At 74.8% G+C, this 559-nt stretch carries 1 protein-coding gene; it reads left to right on the top strand.

Going from position 1 to position 559, the window contains the following annotated elements:
* Positions 1–257 precede the first annotated feature (257 nt).
* Positions 258–559: helix-turn-helix domain-containing protein (locus ESO86_RS18395; RefSeq protein WP_165308458.1), on the top strand; the 302-nt coding region annotated here is incomplete at its 3' end.

Here is a 559-nt window from a genome sequence, read left to right as displayed (position 1 = left end):
GAGGCGCGACCGTCGCGCCAGCGCTCGAGGTCGCGGGCGACCGCCGCGACCGTGGGTGCGGCGGGGATGCCGAGCGTGCATGCCGCGAGGTAGCTGCGCCCGGCGGCGAAGCGCGGGTCGGGCAGGTCGGCGCTCGTGGTGCCGGAGCCGGTCGAGGAGATGGTCGTCGCGGTCATGCCTCCAGCGTGCGCCGCGCCATCCGATCCGTCGAGAGCAGGTCTGCGATCCATCGCATAAGGCGGGCTTATGATCGGGGCATGGATGCCTCGTCCGCCTCGTCCGCCTCGTCCGCCTCGTCCGCCTCATCCGCCGAAACGACCGGTCTCGCCGACCTCGACGCCACCAGCCTGCTCGTGCTCCGCGAGATCGCCGAGCGCGGGTCGATCACCGCGGCCGCGAACGCCCTGGGCTACAGCCAGCCGGCACTCAGCCAGCAGGTGCGACGGGCCGAGGCGCGTGCGGGCGTCGCACTCGTGGAACGGACCGGCCGGGGCATCCGCCTCACCCCTGCCGGTCGCGTGCTGGCCCGGCACGGCGGCGCCGTCGCGACGGCGCTCGA

This window comes from Agromyces binzhouensis, assembly GCF_004135055.1.
GTDB classification, from domain to species: Bacteria; Actinomycetota; Actinomycetes; order Actinomycetales; family Microbacteriaceae; genus Agromyces; species Agromyces binzhouensis.
Note: the sequence above shows the minus strand (reverse complement) of the source record. Positions and strands in the feature narration are given on the sequence as shown.